At 38.6% G+C, this 18,094-nt stretch carries 16 protein-coding genes; 14 read left to right on the forward strand and 2 right to left on the reverse strand.

Annotation, left to right across the window (positions count from 1 at the left end; genetic code table 11):
• Window positions 1-8 precede the first annotated feature (8 nt).
• The 12 genes from HMPREF9703_RS04740 (at window position 9) to HMPREF9703_RS04795 (ending at window position 15,150) form a co-directional block, all read left to right on the forward strand.
• Entirely contained in the window at window positions 9-371 is a 363-nt protein-coding gene (locus HMPREF9703_RS04740; protein WP_004636046.1) for a YbaN family protein, read from the forward strand.
• 162 nt (window positions 372-533) lie between these two features.
• On the forward strand, window positions 534-1,226 hold the full coding sequence (locus HMPREF9703_RS04745; protein WP_004636047.1) for a response regulator transcription factor: 693 nt from the start codon (window positions 534-536) through the stop codon (window positions 1,224-1,226).
• Window positions 1,223-2,722, forward strand: a complete 1,500-nt coding sequence (locus HMPREF9703_RS04750; protein ID WP_004636048.1) for a sensor histidine kinase — start codon at window positions 1,223-1,225, stop codon at window positions 2,720-2,722. The genes HMPREF9703_RS04745 and HMPREF9703_RS04750 overlap by 4 nt, the downstream gene beginning before the upstream one ends.
• 147 nt (window positions 2,723-2,869) lie before the next feature.
• Window positions 2,870-4,000, forward strand: a complete 1,131-nt coding sequence (gene dinB / locus HMPREF9703_RS04755; RefSeq protein WP_040376959.1) for a DNA polymerase IV — start codon at window positions 2,870-2,872, stop codon at window positions 3,998-4,000.
• Between the two features lie 11 nt (window positions 4,001-4,011).
• Window positions 4,012-5,310: a DRTGG domain-containing protein gene (locus HMPREF9703_RS04760; RefSeq protein ID WP_004636050.1), complete on the forward strand. Its 1,299-nt coding sequence runs from the start codon at window positions 4,012-4,014 to the stop codon at window positions 5,308-5,310.
• 18 nt (window positions 5,311-5,328) lie between these two features.
• Window positions 5,329-6,297 carry a DHH family phosphoesterase gene (locus HMPREF9703_RS04765; protein WP_004636051.1) on the forward strand — a complete coding sequence of 323 codons (969 nt, stop codon included), beginning with the start codon at window positions 5,329-5,331 and terminating at the stop codon, window positions 6,295-6,297.
• 95 nt (window positions 6,298-6,392) lie between these two features.
• Window positions 6,393-8,480, forward strand: coding sequence for a PBP1A family penicillin-binding protein (locus HMPREF9703_RS04770; protein WP_004636052.1), 2,088 nt, complete (start codon window positions 6,393-6,395; stop codon window positions 8,478-8,480).
• A gap of 64 nt (window positions 8,481-8,544) precedes the next feature.
• Complete coding sequence (locus HMPREF9703_RS04775) at window positions 8,545-8,952, forward strand: YlbF/YmcA family competence regulator (protein WP_004636053.1); 408 nt, start codon at window positions 8,545-8,547, stop codon at window positions 8,950-8,952.
• Window positions 8,953-9,043: 91 nt separating this feature from the next.
• On the forward strand, window positions 9,044-10,261 hold the full coding sequence (locus HMPREF9703_RS04780) for a metallophosphoesterase family protein (protein ID WP_004636054.1): 1,218 nt from the start codon (window positions 9,044-9,046) through the stop codon (window positions 10,259-10,261).
• Between the two features lie 11 nt (window positions 10,262-10,272).
• Entirely contained in the window at window positions 10,273-12,984 is a 2,712-nt protein-coding gene (locus HMPREF9703_RS04785; protein WP_004636055.1) for an ATP-binding protein, read from the forward strand.
• Window positions 12,977-13,924, forward strand: a complete 948-nt coding sequence (locus HMPREF9703_RS04790) for a 3'-5' exoribonuclease YhaM family protein (protein ID WP_004636056.1) — start codon at window positions 12,977-12,979, stop codon at window positions 13,922-13,924. The genes HMPREF9703_RS04785 and HMPREF9703_RS04790 overlap by 8 nt, the downstream gene beginning before the upstream one ends.
• Before the next feature lie 173 nt (window positions 13,925-14,097).
• Window positions 14,098-15,150, forward strand: coding sequence for a peptidylprolyl isomerase (locus HMPREF9703_RS04795; RefSeq protein ID WP_167535651.1), 1,053 nt, complete (start codon window positions 14,098-14,100; stop codon window positions 15,148-15,150).
• A 93-nt stretch (window positions 15,151-15,243) separates the two neighbouring features.
• Here HMPREF9703_RS04795 and HMPREF9703_RS04800 read toward each other — a convergent pair whose 3' ends face one another.
• Entirely contained in the window at window positions 15,244-15,588 is a 345-nt protein-coding gene (locus HMPREF9703_RS04800; RefSeq protein WP_004636058.1) for a YtxH domain-containing protein, read from the reverse strand.
• Window positions 15,585-16,022, reverse strand: coding sequence for an HIT family protein (locus HMPREF9703_RS04805; RefSeq protein ID WP_004636059.1), 438 nt, complete (start codon window positions 16,020-16,022; stop codon window positions 15,585-15,587). Before HMPREF9703_RS04805 ends, HMPREF9703_RS04800 begins: the two co-directional genes overlap by 4 nt.
• 118 nt (window positions 16,023-16,140) lie before the next feature.
• On the opposite strand from HMPREF9703_RS04805, the gene HMPREF9703_RS04810 reads away from it, so the two are divergent.
• Together HMPREF9703_RS04810 and HMPREF9703_RS04815 are read left to right on the forward strand one after the other, a co-directional pair.
• Window positions 16,141-16,872: an ABC transporter ATP-binding protein gene (locus HMPREF9703_RS04810; RefSeq protein WP_004636060.1), complete on the forward strand. Its 732-nt coding sequence runs from the start codon at window positions 16,141-16,143 to the stop codon at window positions 16,870-16,872.
• Window positions 16,873-16,878: 6 nt separating this feature from the next.
• Window positions 16,879-18,084 carry an ABC transporter permease gene (locus HMPREF9703_RS04815; protein WP_004636061.1) on the forward strand — a complete coding sequence of 402 codons (1,206 nt, stop codon included), beginning with the start codon at window positions 16,879-16,881 and terminating at the stop codon, window positions 18,082-18,084.
• Window positions 18,085-18,094: the final 10 nt, after the last annotated feature.

The raw sequence follows: 18,094 nt of genomic DNA on the forward strand, positions 1-18,094 counted from the left end.
GATAGCTGATGCGTATATTATATATTATTGGAGGCTTTATCTCATTTCTGCTCGGCATCATCGGTATTCCTTTGCCAATTTTGCCAACAACTCCCTTTTTACTTTTGTCAGGGTATTTATTTGCGCGTAGTTCTAAGCGATTCGAGAAGTGGTTGAAACAGACGAAAGTATATCAGTTCTATGTGGCTGATTATGCTGAAAACAAGACTATTGCGCGTGAGCGGAAGAAAAAGATTATTATTCAAATTTATATATTAATGGGAATTTCGATTTATTTTGCCCCCTTATGGCCGGTAAAAATGGGATTAGGTGCGTTAACTGTGTTTATTACGTATTATTTATTTAACGTGATCGATGAGCCGGAAGAGTAACAGGATAAATAGGCGTAACAATTACGACTTTTATTTAAAAAATGTAAGAAAATTGCTTTTTTTAAGTGAAATGCGCCCGTAAATGATAAAAGTATGATAGAATAGGACTGATTGACATTGATCAATCAGCTAGAATAGAATGAGTAATTAAAGGAGATCATCATGGGAAAAATATTAATTATTGAAGATGAGAAGAATTTAGCGCGTTTTGTAGAGTTAGAATTAAAACATGAAGGATTCGAGACAGAAGTTCGCTTCGACGGTCGTTCTGGAGTGGAAGCGGCACTCGATGAAAATGAAGAATGGGACATTATTTTACTTGATTTAATGTTGCCAGAATTGAATGGGATTGATGTGGCTAGACGAGTTCGTCAAGTCAGCAATGTGCCGATTATTATGATGACAGCACGTGATTCGGTGATTGATCGTGTCTCTGGGTTTGACCATGGAGCAGATGATTACGTGGTTAAACCGTTTGCGATTGAAGAATTATTAGCGCGTATGCGTGCCTTGCTACGTCGAATCGAAATTGAATCTGAAAACAACATCAGCAATCAAGCGATGATCAAGTACAAAGATTTATTAGTTGAGAAAGAAAATCGGATTGTACGTCGTGGTGATGAAGTCATTGAATTAACGAAACGTGAATATGAATTACTGGTTGAGTTAATGGAAAATATCAATGTTGTGTTATCCCGTGAAACATTGCTGAATACTGTATGGGGTTATGAACCAGGGATTGAAACAAATGTGGTTGATGTGTATATTCGATACTTACGTAACAAAATTGATGTCCCATCACAAGAAAGTTACATTCAAACGGTACGCGGAACTGGTTATGTGATGCGGAAATGACATTAAAAGAAGTGGACGATAAACGTCTGTCAGTTAAATGGCGATGGACATTAGCAACGTCATTAGCATTCTTTGTGACGTATGCTATTTTCTCAAGTATCTTATACATGAGTGTCGTCCGCATCATGCTCTCTAGTGAAGAAAAAGGAATGGAGCGAGTAGTCACTGAGATAACGCGTAACTTTGAGACGAGTCAATCCACCGTGGATGAACAGTTAGTTGAGGAAATTTTTGAATCATCTAATGTCAATATCGACTCTCTTGTGACAACAGCTATCAACAGCGATTCGTCACAAGAGAGTCAATATATGTCATATCAGAATAGTTTAATTTTGCGTGTGATTGATTTAGATCATCATGTTGTTTATCAATCATCAGAAGTTGAGGCAACTTTTGCTAAGACAGTGGCCACAGAGACATTCTCAATCCAAACAGATGGAAGTAAGTCACTGTCAACAATGGATCCGATTTATAATGATGCAGGCGATATTATTGGGCACCTGCAACTCATTAATACATTGGGGAGTTATCATCAGTTACTTAACCAAATTCGAACAGCTATTGTCTTTATTGGGTTCTTAGCCGTATTTTTTAGTTTTATTTTTGGTTTGTTAATTACGACAACTTTCCTACAGCCGGTGCGTTATCTGACCCGAGTGATGAATACAATTACGAAAGATCCCGAGTCAACTGAGCGTATTACAATCGAAGGTGGGCCAAATGAGTTTACGGATATGGCCGATACGTATAATACGATGATTAACCGGATGCAAGATAATATTGAAAGCCAAAAGCAATTCGTAGAAGATGTTTCACACGAGTTGCGAACACCGGTAGCTGTGGTTGAGGGGCATCTGAAGTTGCTAAAACGTTGGGGAAAAGATGACCCTGAGATTCTCGATGAATCAATTGAAGCATCCGTCCAAGAGATCGGTCGGATGAAGAGTCTAGTCCAAGAAATGTTAGACTTATCACGCGCTTCGCAAGTGGACATTCAGTACAAAGATGAAAAAACGGATGTCTTAGAGATTTGTAAACAAGCTCATACGAATATTCAGTTAGTTCATCCTCATTTCGATTTTATTTTTGATACTGAGATAACAGATCCTGCTTATGTGAATATGTATCGTAACCATTTAGAGCAAGTTCTGATGATTCTGCTCGATAATGCCGTTAAATATTCAACAGATAGACAGGAAGTTCACTTATCAGTTTCGACGAATCATGCACAAGTTAATATTGCCGTTCAGGACTTTGGTGAAGGGATGACTGAGGAAGATAGTCATAAAATTTTCAATCGATTTTACCGAGTAGATAAGGCACGCAGTCGGAATAAGGGGGGCAATGGCTTGGGGCTATCTATTGCTAAGCAATTAATTAATGGCTACCGTGGTGTTATTTGGGCGGATAGTTCGTTAAATCACGGCTCAGTATTTCACGTACAGTTGCCTTTATTAAAGGATATGCCTCCTCACGAGAAGCCGACAAAATCTTAATATAATGTGCATTAGAATAAGAATGAAAAAACAGCTAATTGAGACATTGCGATTAGCTGTTTTTCAATCGAATAGAGGGAAACTCCGTAAATGACTTACATACAGGATGTTTTGTTGTATAATGGAGATATTGTAGGAGGTGGTGAGATGGATTATGGGATATTAACATTCGATGAGCCAACCCGAGATACGTCGCGGAAAATCATCCATATTGATATGGATGCCTTCTATGCGTCGGTTGAACGGCGTGAAGATCCATCACTCGAAGGTAAGCCGGTCGTTATTGCTCGCCACCCAAAAGATACAGAAGGTCGCGGAGTAGTCACTACGGCCAGTTATGAAGCCCGTCAGTTTGGGATTCACTCAGCGATGAGTGCAGCCAAGGCCTATGAATTATGTCCACGTGCCATTTTTATTCCACCGAATTTTACGTTATATCGTCAAATATCGGCCCAAATTCATGACATATTTTATCAATATACTGATTTGGTCCAACCATTATCACTCGATGAGGCTTATCTTGATGTAACTAATAATAAAAAGAGTATGCCTTCAGCTACCATGATTGCCCAGCAACTTCAGAAAATCATTTATGAGCAGACTCAACTGACTTGTTCAGCTGGCGTATCATACAATAAATTTATTGCTAAAATTGCTAGTGATTACCAAAAACCAAGTGGCCTAACAGTGGTGACCCCCGCATCAGCTCATCACTTTTTGATGCAACTGCCGATAGAGAAATTTTTTGGCGTGGGTGAGAAGACCTTGGAGAAAATGCATGCTCTTAATATTTATACGGGAGAAGACTTGTACCAGCAAACATTGGATGATTTAATGCACAGGTTTGGAAAGATGGGTTATTCTTTGTATCATAAGGTGCGTGGAATTGATAATAGTCCAGTCGTGGCTGACCGCACACGTAAATCAGTTGGGAAAGAGTCCACCTATGCGCACGTGATCACTCATGATGATGAAGTGATTCAACAATTGCGTCGGTTAAGCCAGCAAACATTTGCCAGTTTGGAGAAGCATCGTTTGCATGGGAAGACGGTAGTATTGAAGTATCGATATAGCAACTTTAGTACACATACTAAGCGGAGAACGTTATTTAATTACATTCATTCTGCTGAGGATTTGTTTAATATAGCTTCCGATCTATGGTATGAAGAAGGTGATGTAGAGCAAGGGGTTCGTCTACTAGGAGTTACCGTAACTAATCTGAATAAAATGAGTTATGAGAATATGGCATTGCCACTACATCATTCAAAAAAGAGGTGAAACATATCACAATGACAACAAAACATAATAAGATTATAAATTATATTGAAGCATTCCCGATTGGTCAAAAATTGTCCGTAAGAAAGATTGCCAAAGAATTAGACGTGAGTGAGGGAACTGCTTATCGTGCTATTAAGAGTGCCGAGGATTCGGGATTAGTCACAACGATTGAACGTGTTGGAACTATTCGAATCGATGGACGCGATATACAAAAAATTAATACGTTAACCTTCAGTGAAATCTTAAAAATTATTGACGGTGAAATATTAGGCGGAGAAGCTGGCTTAGATAAACCACTGAATCGTTTTTTTATCGGGGCGATGACAGAAGAAGCAATGGAGCGCTACTTGGCAGATCATTCGTTAATGATTATCGGTAACCGACAAGAAGCCCAGAAGTTATCTTTGGAAACGGGAGCGGCAGTCTTAATTACTGGTGGGTTCAAAGCAGATCAAGCGATCATCGAATTGGCTAATGAGTTGGCATTGCCTCTGATGTCAACTTCTTACGATACATTTACCGTATCTTCAATGATTAACCGCGCAATGTCAGATCAATTAATTAAGAAGGAAATTTTGTTAGTGAGCCATATCTATACGCGAATGGAAGATACAGATTATCTCTTGGCAAAAGGAACAGTCTTTGATTACAAAGTACTTAATCGAAAAGATGGCCACTCTAAGTTTCCGATTATTAATCACCAAAATCGCCTCGTGGGAGTGATCTCAGCCAGCGATATTATTGGTAAAGAAGATAACACACCACTTGATACGATTATGACACGTGAAGCTAAAGTTGCTAAACCGTACATGAGTGTTGCGACGGCTGCTCATATGATGATTTGGGAAGGGTTGGAATTTATGCCAGTTATTGAGGATGATTTAACATTGACCGGCATTATATCACGCCAAGACATTATGAAAGCCATGCAGTCACAGCAACAACAAGCCCATATTCATGATACAATTTTGGATCAAGTGAGAACATTAATTGAAGATGTCGGCAACGATCAGTTCACTTTCACTGTTTCGCCACAAATGACGAACCAACTGGGGACGATTTCTTATGGCGTTTTAACTGAAATTATTACATCAACGAGCCAAATCATGCTAGCGAAGAACCGGGTGAATAATATTAGTATTGAACAAATTCAACTTCATTACTTCAAGCTCATTCAATTAGGTGCAGAAGTCATTATTAAGCCCACTATTTTTGATGAATCAAGGCGATTTGCCCGAATGGATGTTGAAGTGATTGATATGAATGGACTAGCAGCGAAAGCGCTAATTACCTGTCAATACATCGATTAAATATAAGGAGAGATACTTATGACACTAACAGAAAAACAACTTATGGAACAAATATTGGAAAAAATCAAACAATGGGATAATATTATCATTCACCGCCATGTCAGCCCAGATCCCGATGCAATTGGCTCACAAGTTGGCCTAGGAGAATTAATTAAAGCTAGCTTTCCGGAAAAAACGGTTAAATATGCGGGAGAAGGTAGCGAAAGTTTAAACTTCTTGCATACATATGAACCGATCACGATTTCGGATTATGAAGATGCATTAGTTATTGTAACAGATACCGCTAATATTGCGCGAATTGATGGAGAATACTATAACGAGGGAGCTGATCTAATCAAAATTGATCATCACCCTAAAGACGATTCCTATGGCTCAATTGAATGGATTCGAACATCAGCTAGCAGTGTGTCCGAAATGATTACTGATTTTTGGCAAACGTTTAAAGATGAATTAACGTTAAATAATGAAGGAGCACGCCTACTGTATGCTGGAATTGTGGGAGATACTGGTCGATTCCAATATAATAATACTACACCACAGACGATGCGAATAGCTGCAGATTTGTTAAGCTTTGATTTCGATCATACGGTGGTTCTCCGCAAATTATACGAAATGCCACCAGCTGTTGCCCGTTTGCAAGGGTACACATTAGAGCATACCAAAGTTTCACCAGAAGGGGTCGGTCATTTGATTCTCTCTCAGGAATTCCTACATTCGTTAGGCTTGGAAGATGAACATACGAATGCAGTGGTTAGTACACCGGGCCCAATCTCTGGAGTGAAATGTTGGGGGATTTTTGTTGAGCAACCGGATGGCACTTATCGTTGTCGCTTACGTTCTCATGGCCCAATTATTAATACAATTGCCAAAGAACATAATGGTGGCGGACACCCACTAGCCAGTGGTGCAAACGCTGAAAATCTTGAAGAAGTCCAAGAAATTTTAAATAAATTTAGAAAAGTTGCCGTAGAATGGGATCAGGCATAAAAAATCAGACTTAGGATGGATGTTCGACTATCGAAGGATGCGTATAATGAAGATGACTAATTCGCTATAACTTTCAAGTAAATTGAGGTGTAAAAATGAAAGATGCTGAGGTGCTGCAACAATTTAAAGATGGATGTATTCGGTTTTGGAAGTGGTTTAAGAAAATTTGGAAAAAATACCACTTAACAAAAGTGTCGATTTTGTCTGTATTAATAGTCGCCTTGATTTTCAGTATTTACTTGAACTTCTTAGCACGAGCGGCGAATGTTAATACACTTCAGGCCGGTTTAGAACAGAAGACATCGATTGTTGATGTTCGTGGAGAGACGGCTGGGTCGCTTTACTCACAGCAAGGAACGTTTGTTGAGTTAGAAGCTATTTCGCCTAATATTCAAGAAGCTGTTATCTCAACAGAGGATCGCCGATTTGAAGATCATCGCGGGTTTGATGTAATTGGGATCGGTCGAGCAGCAGTTCGGTCCGTGATGGCTGGAGGAATTGCTGGGGGAGGAAGTACCTTAACGCAACAATTAGCTAAAAATGCGTACTTATCGGCAGACCAAACGTTCACACGTAAGTTGCAGGAATTATTTTTAGCCATCGAAATCGAAAAACATTATTCAAAAGAAGAAATTTTAGAAATGTATCTAAATAATGCATACTTCGGAAATGGGGTTTGGGGCGTGGAAGATGCCTCGTTGCGTTATTTTGGCAAGTCAGCATCAGATGTGTCTATCTCAGAAGGGGCTATGATAGCTGGCATGTTGAAAGCGCCAAGTTATTATAATCCTATTGATAACTATGAAGCAGCGATTAATCGACGTGATACAGTCCTAAGTGTCTTAGTTGAGACAGAAGTGATTACGCAAGAGACGTTCAATGAGTTAACGCAATACGGTCTTGAGCTAGTCAATGCATATGAAGAACATAATGATTATCGTTACCCTTATTTTTTCGATGCAGTCATAGATGAAGCCATTAACCGTTATGGGATAGATGAAGAAGACTTATTGAACCGTGGTTATACCATCTATACAACGTTGGATCAGAACTACCAGCAACAAATGGATATGACCTATCAACAAGATTACTTATTCTCTCAAGCAACAGATGGTACGCCAGCGCAAAGTGCCTCTGCTGCTATTAACCCGGTCACAGGAGGCGTATCAGCTATCGTGGGTGGACGCGGGGAATATACCTTGCGCGGCTTCAACCGGGCAACACAGATGCGACGACAGCCCGGATCAACGATGAAACCTCTTGGCGTTTTTGCTCCAGCTGTTGCGCAAGGCTATACATCCGAATCTATCCTGCCAGATCAATTGCAGAGTTATGGGCCAACTGATTACACCCCTAAAAACTACCATGATCAATATTTAGGTGAAGTGACCATGAATTATGCGCTTCAAGAAAGTTTGAATCAGCCAGCAGTTTGGTTACTTAATGAAATTGGTATCGATAAAGGCGTGGCCATGCTGAAAAAATTTGGCATTAAAATTGCAGATGAAGATAAACATCTAGGAAGCGTCGCCTTAGGGGGAATGGCTAAAGGTGTATCGCCTGTTCAATTAGCAGCTGCTTACGGTGCTTTTGCAAACAATGGTGTACGAATGGACGCACACTTTATTACTCAAATTGTCGATGCAACCGGAAGAGTCATTGTAGATAATACAAACCCTAAACAAACAAAAGTGATGTCCACGGCGGTTAATGATGAAATGAATCGGATGCTACTGAATGCTTATTCTTCTGAAATTACTCCAAGTGGGTACCGTGTTGCTGGAAAAACAGGAACAACCGAGCGAGCAGATGGTCAACCCGGTGTAACCGATCAATGGGTAGTCGGCTATACACCTGATGTTGTTGTTGCAACGTGGATGGGCTTTGATGATACGACGGAAGAACACTATATTGATGATATCGCGGTCTATGGTACAGGTCAGATTATCCATGATGAATTAGCCCGCATACTACCTTATACGACACAGAGTCAATTTGCTGTAGATGTGCCTGTTGAAGAACAACCTAATAATACGAGTGGATTTGAGTTCTTCGATCAATTTAGAGACGCTGCTGAGCCCGCTTTACGGGATGCTAATGAATCGATTCAAAGAGGAATTGAGCGTTTCCAAGATGGGCTGAGAGCGATTGAGGAAGATATTAGACGCTTTAGAGGCCAATAAGTTTGAGTTCTCTTATCATTCATGCTATACTGACGAAGTGAAAACTTATTAAAGGAGTGGAATAATGTCAGTTAATATTTACGATGCAGCCAATCAATTAGAGCGTGATTTGCGTAAGACTGATCAGTACAAGAAACTTGAGGAAGCTTTTGAAACCCTTCAGAAGGATGATGAAGCAAAAGCCTTGTTCGATCAGTTCCGATTAACACAACAGACCTTACAACAGAAACAAATGACAGGTCAAGAAATCGGAGAAGATGAAGCAAAACAAGCACAAGAATTATCACAAAAAGTTGGCAACAACGATGTATTATCTGAGTTAATTCAAGCTGAGCAAGAACTTGGTCAAATGATTGAAGAAATCAATCAAATTGCCTTGAAACCAATTCAAGAGCTATACCAAGCCAATCAACCTAAGCAACCTGATTTAAGTGTTGTGCCGGATGAAGCGGAAAACTCAGAAGACAACTAATAAGTTCACGCGTAAAAGAGCTCTGTTTCAGGGCTCTTTTATTACATATAAATCTAGTAATGAAATTCTACAATTGTTAAGGAGGTATCTGATGGTTTCATTTATTCACGCGGCAGATTTACATTTAGATAGTCCCTTTAAGGGATTAATTCACTTATCTGACGAATGGTTTGAGGCAGTTCAGAACTCAACATTTCAAGCTTTCGAGCAAATTGTGTCGCAGGCGATTAAGAATGCTGTAGATTTTGTCGTAATAGCTGGGGACTTGTACGATGCATCTGAGCGCAGTATTCGTGCCCAAACCTTTTTAAGAGAACAATTTAAGCGATTAAATACAGCGCAGATCAATGTATACATAATTTATGGGAATCATGATTTTATCGATCGACAATATTTGTATATCGATATGCCCGAAAATGTGCATATCTTTGATGAAACACCGGAGACCGTTTATTATCAATCAGCTCAAGGAGAGACAGTGGCCATTAGTGGCTTCAGTTATGATCAACAGCACATTAAAGATAACCGCTTACAAAAATATCCACCAAGAGATATAACGGCTGATTATCATATTGGTTTATTGCACGGAAACTGTCAAGGAATTGAAACGCCTAGCAGTGTCTATGCTCCTTTTTCAGTAGCAGATGTGAGACGTCTTAATTATGATTATTTAGCTTTAGGCCATATTCATAAGCGGGGTTCAATCCATTCGAGTTTGCCAGCATATTACTCTGGAAACATTCAAGGCTGTCATCGTAAGGAATTGGGAGATAAAGGATGTTATCTCGTGAAGTGTGAGCAAGGGCAGTGTCATCCTGAATTTATCTCAGCTGCTCCCATAATTTGGGAAGCTATTACGGTAAATATGTCTGGAGCAACTAGCTTGCAACAAGCCCTAAATAAAATAACACAAATCCTTCATGAACAACTTGAACGGCAAGCGAATAAACGATATCTCATTGATTTAACTTGTCAATTTGAAGAATTAGATGCTGCTCTCGTTTCTATGTTAACAACTGATCAAATCAATCAATTAATAGACAGTTCTGATTATTGGATAACTCATATAACGTGCGAGAAGCAATCAGATCAACATTTAATTGATTCTTTTATTGAGCGCTATCCGTCTGCTTGGCAAAAAGCGATTCATTCAGTGACCGATGACGATCATTTTACATTATTGCAACAAGAGTTACAAACACAAGTTCCACTGAAATATTGGCAACAAGATTGGGATCATGACTTTAAAGAACGGATTAAACAACAAGCCATTCAAGCAATTGAACAGGCCTTAGTGGATAATGAATAGGAGGAGCATCAATGAAGCTTTCACAACTACATATTTACGGTTATGGTAAGTGGATTGATCAGTCATTCAACCTATCTAATGGATTACATGTCTTTTGGGGGCCGAATGAATCAGGAAAATCAACACTCATCTCCTTTATTCATAGTATTTTATACGGGTTTCCTCCTCGAAACAGCTCACGATTACGTTATGAGCCGTATGAGAGTAGTCGGTATGGGGGGCGGATTATGTTCCAACATGAAGATTTTGGCTCGGGTTATATTGAACGGGTTGATGGGCGTAAATCCTCAGGTGAATTAACACTTCAATTGGCCGATCAACAACTGACATCAGAAAATTTATTAAAAAAATTACTTTATAATATGGATATGACGATGTATCAAGCTTTCTATTCGTTTAATTTGACAGATTTAGAGCATATTTATTCATTGACATCAGAAGAGGTGAAGGAACACTTTATTAGTGCGAGCGCTCTGGGGGCAAAATCTTACTTAACATTGGCGGATCAGTTTTATGACCAAGCACGTTCGTTGTATAAAAAACAAGGACGCGTTCCTGTTATTAATGCTTATACTTCACAAATGGCGGAGCAAGCTAAACAACTCCAAAAAGCCAAAGAAGAAAATGTCAAATATTTAACCCTCTTAGACCAAGCTTCAGATGCGGTCGAAGCACTTCGACAACTTGAATATAAGCTACAATCGCTGAAGTCTAAAGTAGAAGACTTGACATATATGAAACAACACTGGGCAGAGATTGAAGCGTTATCTGAATTGAATAAAACCTTAGCTACGAATGAATTTCGACCAGTTACAGAAGATGATCGAATTGAATTTTTACAACTTAACAAACGATTAGAAGTTATTCAAGAGCACATACGGACCAAACATACCGAATTAGCTCAGTTAAAACAAACGTATAATATTTCAAGCTTGTATGAGCATTATCTTGATCACAAATCGCTATACAAGCTGTTAAAACAACAATTACCACAGTTAGCAGATTTGCAGCAAGAAAAACATGTTCTAGAAGTAAAGTTAGACTCACTTGAGCGAGAATTGCAGCAGTTAATTAGTCAAGAACAACTGAACTTCGACCAAGCACAGATGATTGAACCCTGGTCGCTTGAACAACAAGACCAGTTGATTCAATGGGTAGAAGAATTGCGTGAGATTCAATCGGTACAGGCAACTATAGAACGTCAACAAGATAAAATAGCTTATCATATAACCCATACACAAAAGAAAGCAGACCAATTGGAAGCAACTTGGGAAACAGGCCAGTCCTATCTCACTGGGAAAAATATCGTATGGGCAATAGTCGGACTACTTAGCACAATTGCTTTGTTTTCGAATAATATAGGCCGTATATTCGGCATAGTAGGTTTGGTAACAAGTGTGGTGATGTTGAGTATTGCGCTCGGGAAAAAATCTTCTCATCAATCAAAAGAGCAATGGCGAGAAACTTTGGCTGAATTAGATGAATTAAGTAGCCAATACCATCAGTTAGCGCAACAAGAACAAGAAGTGACGAGCAGATCAGAGATTATTCAACAATATTTAATCGATTTCAGAACCGAACAGAACATACCCGAGTCGATGGCCATTCTGGATTTGCCAGCCAAGAAGGAGCAAGTGGATGCTATTGTAGCAGTGCAAGATCATATCAATCAATGGGCAGTAGCGTATGAAGAAATACAACAATCCTTATCTGAAAAAACAGCCCCCGCTCAACAGTTATCAGCTGTTTTACCTAATAATCATACACCTGATTTGCGTTTGGAAAATTTAAATTATTTTTTCCAAAAAATTGAGCAAGAAAAGCAAACCATGACTGAATTCGATCAACAACAGAATCATCTATCTGAACAACTCCTAGAGATGGCTCATGAAGAAGAACAGTTAAACAAGCAAAAGAAGCAATTATTTAAACAATACCAAGTGGCAAGTGATGAAGCTTTTTATGATCAACAGAGACAAACAGAGCAGTACCAACATAATAAAGAACGGGCGAAGCATTTATCAGAACGATTTAATGATTATCTGACACAATATCCAGTGAACTCTCTGGAGGAGCTTACCCAAAAAATAAAGGCTTATCAAGAGGAAATAAAGACGTTAGAGGATAAAAAAGAAGCCGATTTAGAGACTAAATTCTCAGCTAAATATGACCTCGAACAATTGGAAGACGGAAAGCAATATTCACATTTACTGCAGGCTTTCGAGAACAAAAAGAGTGAATTACAAGCATATATTGATGAGTGGTTGATTCAGCGAACCGCTCACAAGTTATTGCAACAGACGATTCGCTTTGGCGTCAATGATCATTTGCCGTATATTATCGAACAAGCTTCGGCTTATTTTAAGCGCCTAACAGAGGAGAGATATCAAGCGATTCGACTGGATGAGACGACAATTACTGTATTGACGCAAGATCAGCGAACGTATACTATTTCAGAATTATCACGCGGAACGGCGGAGCCACTTTATATCGCGCTTCGGTTTGCGTTTATCCAGCATCAAGCGAATTTGTTACAATTGCCGATTATCATTGATGATGGCTTCGTAAATCTGGATGCAAATCGCCGTCACATTATGTATAATATAATTGAAGAATTAGCCGAAACTCATCAAGTATTACTATTTACGTTTGATGAGGAGCTGTTAGAACGCTTACCGGAAGAACAACTGACACGACTACAAAGGAGCAAAACACATGAGTAAACAGTTATATGACTATGCGATGAATGATCGCGTTGAACTTTACTTATTAATTAAAACAGCGGAAGAAAAAACAACTCGCAATGGAAAATTATTTATTTCATTTACTTTTCAAGACAGATCAGGAGAAATGATTGGTAATCACTGGGATGCCACTACAGAAGATGTTGAAAAATTTCAAGAAGGGCAAGTGGTTTATCTAGAAGGGAAGCGCGATGAATATAAAGGAACACCTCAACTGCGGATTCATACATTGCGCCTAACAGATGACAGTGAGCCGAATAATCCAGAACTATATGTGAAGCGTGCCCCTCTAAAAAAAGAAGAAATGATTGATTATTTAAATAAAGTAATTTTTGAAATTACAAATCCAACTATGAATCGCATTGTGCGTGAACTTATGAATCGCTATCAGAAGAAATTCTTTCAGTCACCTGCTGCTAAAGCAAATCATCATGCTTTTTACGGGGGATTAGCCTATCATACAGTGACCATGCTGAAGATTGCACAATCTTTAACGGAGATTTATCCAAGTATTAATAAATCTCTCCTATTCTCTGGCTTGATTTTACATGATTTAGGAAAAGTCATTGAACTAACCGGACCGACTGCAACTCAGTATACGCTGGAAGGAAATTTAGTCGGTCACATTGTTATAATATCAGAAGAAATTACAAAAGCTTGTCAGACCCTATCGATTGATGATAGAGCGGAAGATGTGTTGTTATTAAAACATATGGTCTTAGCGCATCACGGTAAGCTTGAATACGGTTCACCGGTTCGTCCGCAGTTGAAGGAAGCAGAAATCTTGCACCAGATTGATATGATTGATGCAACGATGAACATGGTTGATAGCACCTTGGAAAAAGTAGAACCAGGTAGTTTTTCTAATCAAGTTTGGGCACTGGATAATCGTCGCTTCTACAAGCCCACTGAAGATTAACAGTCATATCAGCTCAAAAATGATCATATAATACTAAAATGTAACAAAAAGATAAATAAACTTAGTAAATTTGCAACATCATTTTAATTTTGAACTAAAGTATGGTATATTTAGTTTTGGACATAAAGAAAATGTTGGATAAAATATTAAAATTGGGAAGTGTGTATAAGATTATGAAAATGAAGAAGTTATTACTCGGAACAGCTATTGGTTCAGCACTGTTAATTGCTGGTTGTGCAGACAATCCAGAAGTTGCTTCAACTACAGCAGGTCGCATTCGTCAAGATGAATTCTATGAGCGATTGAAAACGCACCAATCAGAGCAAGGTAAATTTGGTGAAATCGTCCTACAACAGATGTTAATTGAAACAATTTTGGAAGAAAGCTATGGCGATCAAGTAACTGATGAAGAAATTGAAGCAGAGATTGATAAATTAGCTGAACAATCAGGTGGACGCGAAAAATTAGAAGAATTGCTTCAACAACGTGGTCAAACCTTACAAGTTGTGAAAGATTCTGTAAAAACAAACTTACTCTTAGCTGAAGCGGTGAAAGATAAGTCTGAATTTTCTGAAGAAGATGTGAAAGCATATCACGAATCACAAGTCCCTGAAGGCACAAAAGTTGCCCATATTTTAGTAAAAGAAGAGGATCAAGCTAAGGAATTAATCAAGGAATTAAACGATGGAGCGGACTTTGCTGAATTAGCTAAAGAACATTCAACTGATCCAGGTAGTGCTGAAAATGGCGGGGAATACGAATTACAATCTGGTCAGATGGTACCTGAATTCGAACAAGCAGCTTTACAATTAGAAGAAGGCGAAATGACTGAAGAACCAGTTAAGACGCAATTCGGTTACCACATTATTAAGATGATTACGAAAGGTGAAGTGAAGCCTTTCGAAGAGGTAAAAGATGAAGCGACCTCTGATTATGTGCAAGAAAAACTGATGCGAGATGGTGCAACTATTAATAAGGTCTTGTCCGAACTTATTCAAGAAGCGAATGTTCAAATTGCAGATGAAGACTTACAAAATGCTGTCGCTCAATTTATTGCTCAACCAGGTGAAGAAGAACAGGTAGAAGACCCTGCTGCTAACGAAAAACCAGCTGAAGACCAATCAAAAGAGGAACAATCTCAGCAAGATGACAATAAAGAAAGTCAAGACGCAGATACTAAAGATGAGAACAAGGAAGATAAGGACGCAGAAGAAAATAAAGAATAGTCAGTAGATTTGTCATTTAAATAATAATGAATAAGCCGGTCACTCTAAAGTAAGCAGAGTGGCCGGCTTATTGAATAGTTTATATATTCAAGTTTAGTCCTCTAGTTTTTCGGACATATTTTCGATAGTTTGTTGTAGTTTAGCTTGGTGACGCTGAATGGATTTTAATCGGGGTTGGGCCTCTCTTGTAAAGTTATCGACAAGTTCTTCGACTTCCTCTTTTACAGGGCCTTGCAAGTATGAAATTTCTTCTTGAATAGCGACAATCGCATCCTTTAAGTTGTTAGCTTCTGCCTTAAAGGATTGTGATTCTTCTTCAATCGTTTTGAAGTATGTTTTTATATCTTCTTGGTTTTTTGCGCCACTTTTAGGTGTTTTAGCTAATCCCCAAACACCACCGAGGGCAACACCGGCTAATGTTCCTAGTAAAAAACTCATGCGGTTTCCTCCTCTATTGCTTGAATTAATTGTCGTTTGATGGCATCTAGCTCATCATCACTGTAATCATCCGAATGATCCGCAAACTGCAGGCCAAAATCATCTTCTGAACTATAACGCGGTACAACATGAATATGACTGTGGAAGACCGTTTGATAAGCGACTTCTTCGTTATTCACTAAAATATTAATCCCTTTAACTTCTTTGTTATGGGCCTTAATTGCTTTAGCAATTAAAGGAAGTCGTGAAAAGACATTTGCAGCTAATTCACTATCATAATCAAAGATATTACGAACATGTTTTTTCGGAATGACTAAAGTATGACCGGGCGTGACTTGTGAAATATCCATTATCGCAAAAACAGTATCATCTTCATAAATTTTTCGTGCAGGAATTTGTTCCTCTTTTATTGCACAAAATAAACAGTCTGTCATAAAATCCCTCATTTCGTTAATGATTAGTTTCATTGTAACATAAACGATAAACAAAAATACACTACAAAAACTATTTTTCTATGGTATCATAAAAGAAGTGTAGAAAGGACGTTTGTTTATGTCATTAGAATTGAAGCAAGTCAGTGGAGGTTATGGCCAGCGAAAAGTAATTGATCACTTAACTTTCAAGATTGAGAGTGGGGAAGTGATGGGCCTGATTGGATTGAACGGGGCGGGGAAGAGTACCACTATGAAACATATTATGGGATTATTACAACCATTTAGTGGGACGATTTTGGTCAATGGTCAGTCATTGAGGGAGCAACCTGCAAGTTACCGGCAAGCACTCGCCTATATTCCTGAATCTCCGATGTTATATAGTGCGCTCACTTTGAGAGAACACTTAGAAATGACAGCACTAGCGTATGATATTGCATCAGACGTTATATGGCAACGGGCTCGACCACTCTTGGCAACATTTCGTTTAACTGAACACCTAGATTGGTTCCCAACTGATTTTTCTAAAGGGATGAAGCAGAAGGTCATGATTATTTGTGCACTGGTGACGGAACCGAGTGTCTTAATTATTGACGAGCCATTTATTGGGCTTGATCCGTTAGCGATTCATGATTTTATGCAATTGATTCAAGTGTGTAAAGATAAAGGGACGGCTATTTTAATGTCAACGCATGTGTTAATGAATGCGGAACAAATTTGCGATCGTTTTGCGATTTTGCATCAAGGGGAATTACAATGCGTGGGTACATTATTGGATATCCAACAAGCAACAGGTTTGATAGGTGGTCATTTAGTTGATATTTATCGTCAATTGTTGGAAAAGGATGGGTGATCACTGATGACTCTTCATGAACTGTTTAAAAAACGACAAGCTCATTATATGAAGCAGCTGGTGAAGTATGGTCAATTAGTTTTTAATGATCATTTTATATTAATTTTGGTGCTGTTTGTTGGCGCGCTCGGGTATACCTATTCTACATGGCTACAAACCATTGATGATTCAGCTACCCATTTAGTTTTTATTGCCTTGACGGTTGGGTTTATGTCAATTTTTTTGGGAAGTACCGCGACTTACTTGGAACCGGCTGATGCTCTATTTCTTCTACCAAAAGAGAGGGAATATATTGCTATTTATAAACGCCAAACAATAAAAAGTTATGTCATCCATCTGATTCCGTCAGTGATTACTTTAATCGTTATTACGCCTATATTGAAGGAAGTTGCTCATTTTGGGTTGTATGAGATAGGCGCTATTTGTTTTATGTGGTTTAGCCTGAAAGCAATCGATGTGACCTATTTATTTTATATAGATATGAGTGGGAATCACCGCTTAAATCATTATAAATGGCTCTTGCGTGGTATGATGTATATGATGACGCTATTAAGTGCCAATTTTGCAATTATAATGGCCTTTATTAGCTTACTATTAGGCGGCGGAGTAGTATATTATGGCTTTGTTCAGTTGCCAGCCACAATACAAATTTCCCTTGAAACTTTAATTAGTCGTGAGCAAGCTCGTCTGCAGCGGATCTACTACTTTTTCAATTTGTTTACCGATGTACCTTATATCCAGCAAAAGCCGCGTCGTTTACGCTGGTTAGATCCAATGATAGAATGGCTACAGCCCAAACATGTTAGTCACTTTGGTTATTATTTGCGCCGTGAATTTGTTCGACAGGGAACATATAGTGGGTTAGTTATTCGACTACTTATGATCGGTTTACTGACTATTACGTTGATTGAACAGCCATTCATGATTTATATCATTAGCTTGTTAAGCCACTATTTAATTCTTGTTCAGTTGCTACCATTACGTGAAAGACTTCTAAAGCATGCTCAATTTGTTTATTATCCACCAGAGGAGGGGCAAGTTAGACAAGATATGCAGCATTTTCTCAGACAATTATCACTTGTAGTTACTGGATTGTTTGGGTGTGCAGGGCTATTACATTCTTTTGCAATAGGTAGCACCATTTTAGGACTAAATTTTGTATTGTTTGTGGGATTTATTTATTTATATTTACCTTATTATTTACGTCCCTGATTCCTATTTT

This window comes from Dolosigranulum pigrum ATCC 51524 (assembly GCF_000245815.1).
GTDB classification, from domain to species: Bacteria; Bacillota; Bacilli; order Lactobacillales; family Carnobacteriaceae_A; genus Dolosigranulum; species Dolosigranulum pigrum.